We start from the raw sequence: 2,098 nt of genomic DNA, 5'->3' as shown, positions 1-2,098 counted from the left end.
CCCGACCCCGGCGCGCCGCCTGCCGAGCCGCTCACCTGCGGGCGGCGGCCAGGAACGGCTCCATGGACATCAGTTCGTCCTCGCCGGGCTGGACGATGCCGCAGGTGCTCTCCGGCACGGCGTTCCAGGCGCCCTTGAGATCGCCCAGCGGCTCGGAGACGATCACGCGGGTGTCCGGCGGGAGGACGGAGAGCACGGGGATGTCCGGGTACATCCGGCCCAGGGTCTCGGGGGCGGTGCTGAAGAAGAGGCTGCGCGACCGGCCCTCGGTCGAGTAGCGGAACGCCCACATGCGCTCGCCGTCGCTGGTCGCCACCGTCATCTGGAGCGGGTTGGCGACGCCGTGCTTCTCGGCCGTCGCCTCGACGTGGCAGATCATGCGGGCGACCGCCGTGCGCGGGTCGTCCTCCAGGCCGAAGGTGAGCGCCAGATAGAACATGAGCTCCGAGTCGGTGGAGCCCTGGATGTCGGGCATCAGCGTCGGGTCCACGGCCAGCAGCAGGTCGCGCTTCAGCTCGTGGAAGCCGCTGATCGCGCCGTTGTGCATCCACAGCCACCGTCCCCGCCGGAACGGATGGCAGTTGGTCTGCTGCACCGGCGTCCCGGTGGAGGCACGGATGTGGGCGAAGAACAGCGGCGAGCGGACATGCCCGGCGAGGTCCTTCAGGTTCATGTCGCCCCAGGCCGGTCCGGTCGAGCGGAACAGCGCCGGAGTGACCGCGCCGTCCGCGCCCGGGGGCGGCTCCGGGCTCGGGAACTTCAGCGCCTGCGGGGCGGGCTCGGGGAACCAGCCCACGCCGACGCCGTCGCCGTTGAGGGTCTCGACGCCCATGCGCGCGTGCCTGCTCTGGTCGATCAGCGAGTGCTCGGGTTTGTAGAGCAGTTCCTCGAGCAGGATCGGCGAGCCGTAGTAGGCAAGCCATCGACACATCTCCCAGACTCCTTCCCGGGACGGAGCGGTCGCGGAGCGGGCCCGTGCGACAAGGCCGAGCCCACGTCGGACGTTACGGGCGGCGACCGCCGCGCGGATCACCTGCGCCGGGTGATCCGGAACCGGGCGCTCGGGCCCTACATTCGCGGCAGGTAGTCACTCCACAGTGCGGAGGGCCGGGAATGACCCAGGTGACGGCTGGCCGGACCACGGACACTACGGCGATGATGGGCAGTGTGAGCCGCTACGACGACGCTGTGCTGCCGGAGGCCGGCAGGGCGCCGCGGTTGGGGGTGGAGGAGGAGTTCCTGCTGCTCGACCCGGTCAGCGGCGGGCTCCTCGCGCGCGCCTCGCAGGTGAGGAACCGCTCCCAGCTGCACCTCGCGCTGGGCATGGACGAGGTGCAGCACGAGCTGCTGCTGGCGCAGCTGGAGACCGCCACGCCAGTGTGCGAGACGCTGCCGGAGGTCGGCGGGCACCTGCTGCGCCTGCGGCACACCCTGTCCGAGGTCGCGGCGGGAGAGGGGTGCGTCCTGGCCGCCTGTGCGGCCTCGCCGTTCACCGACGTCGCCTGGCCGGTCCCGATCACGGACAACCCCCGCTACCAGCGGATGCACGAGGAGGCGCAGCTGCTGACGGACGAGCAGATGATCAACGGTCTGCACGTCCATGTCGAGATCTGCGACGACGAGGCCCGGGTGGACGCCCTCAACCGGGTGCGGCCCTGGCTCCCGTTCCTGGTGGCGCTGTCGGCCAGCTCGCCGCTGTGGCGCGGAGCCGACACCGGCTTCGCCAGCTGGCGCTACCTGGTCAGCCACCGCTGGCCGGTCAGCGGCGCGCCGCCGCGCTTCGAGGACGCCGAGGACTACCGCCGCCGGTCCCACGACCTGGTCGAGCGGGGCATGGTGGCCGACATCGGGCAGCTGTACTGGCTGGTCAGGCCCTCGGCGAAGTACCCGACCCTGGAGGTGCGGGCCTGCGACGTGCAGATGCGGGCCGACGAGGCCGTGCTGCTGGCGGGCCTGGTCCGCGCCGTCGTGATGACCGTGCTCGCCGAGGCGGAGGCGGGGCTGCGCATGCCCGCCCCGTCGCCCGAGACGCTCGACGCGGCCGTCTGGCCCGCCGCCCGCCACGGCCTCACCGGCGACGTGCACGACCCCCGGGACC

2 protein-coding genes are annotated in these 2,098 nt (G+C 72.4%); one reads left to right on the top strand and one right to left on the bottom strand.

The window, feature by feature from the left end:
• Positions 1–31: 31 nt before the first annotated feature.
• Positions 32–931 (bottom strand): class II glutamine amidotransferase, encoded by a 900-nt coding sequence (locus TR50_RS07480; RefSeq protein ID WP_042416416.1) that lies wholly within the window; start codon positions 929–931, stop codon positions 32–34.
• A gap of 224 nt (positions 932–1,155) precedes the next feature.
• Between TR50_RS07480 and TR50_RS45345 the strand changes: the two genes are divergently transcribed.
• Positions 1,156–2,098 (top strand): carboxylate-amine ligase (locus tag TR50_RS45345; RefSeq protein WP_052440830.1); only part of this gene is annotated, 943 nt, incomplete at its 3' end.

It is taken from the genome of Streptacidiphilus anmyonensis (assembly GCF_000787855.1).
Taxonomy (GTDB): domain Bacteria; phylum Actinomycetota; class Actinomycetes; order Streptomycetales; family Streptomycetaceae; genus Streptacidiphilus; species Streptacidiphilus anmyonensis.
The sequence above is the reverse complement of the archived record's forward strand: the minus strand, read 5'-3'. Positions and strand labels throughout refer to the sequence as shown.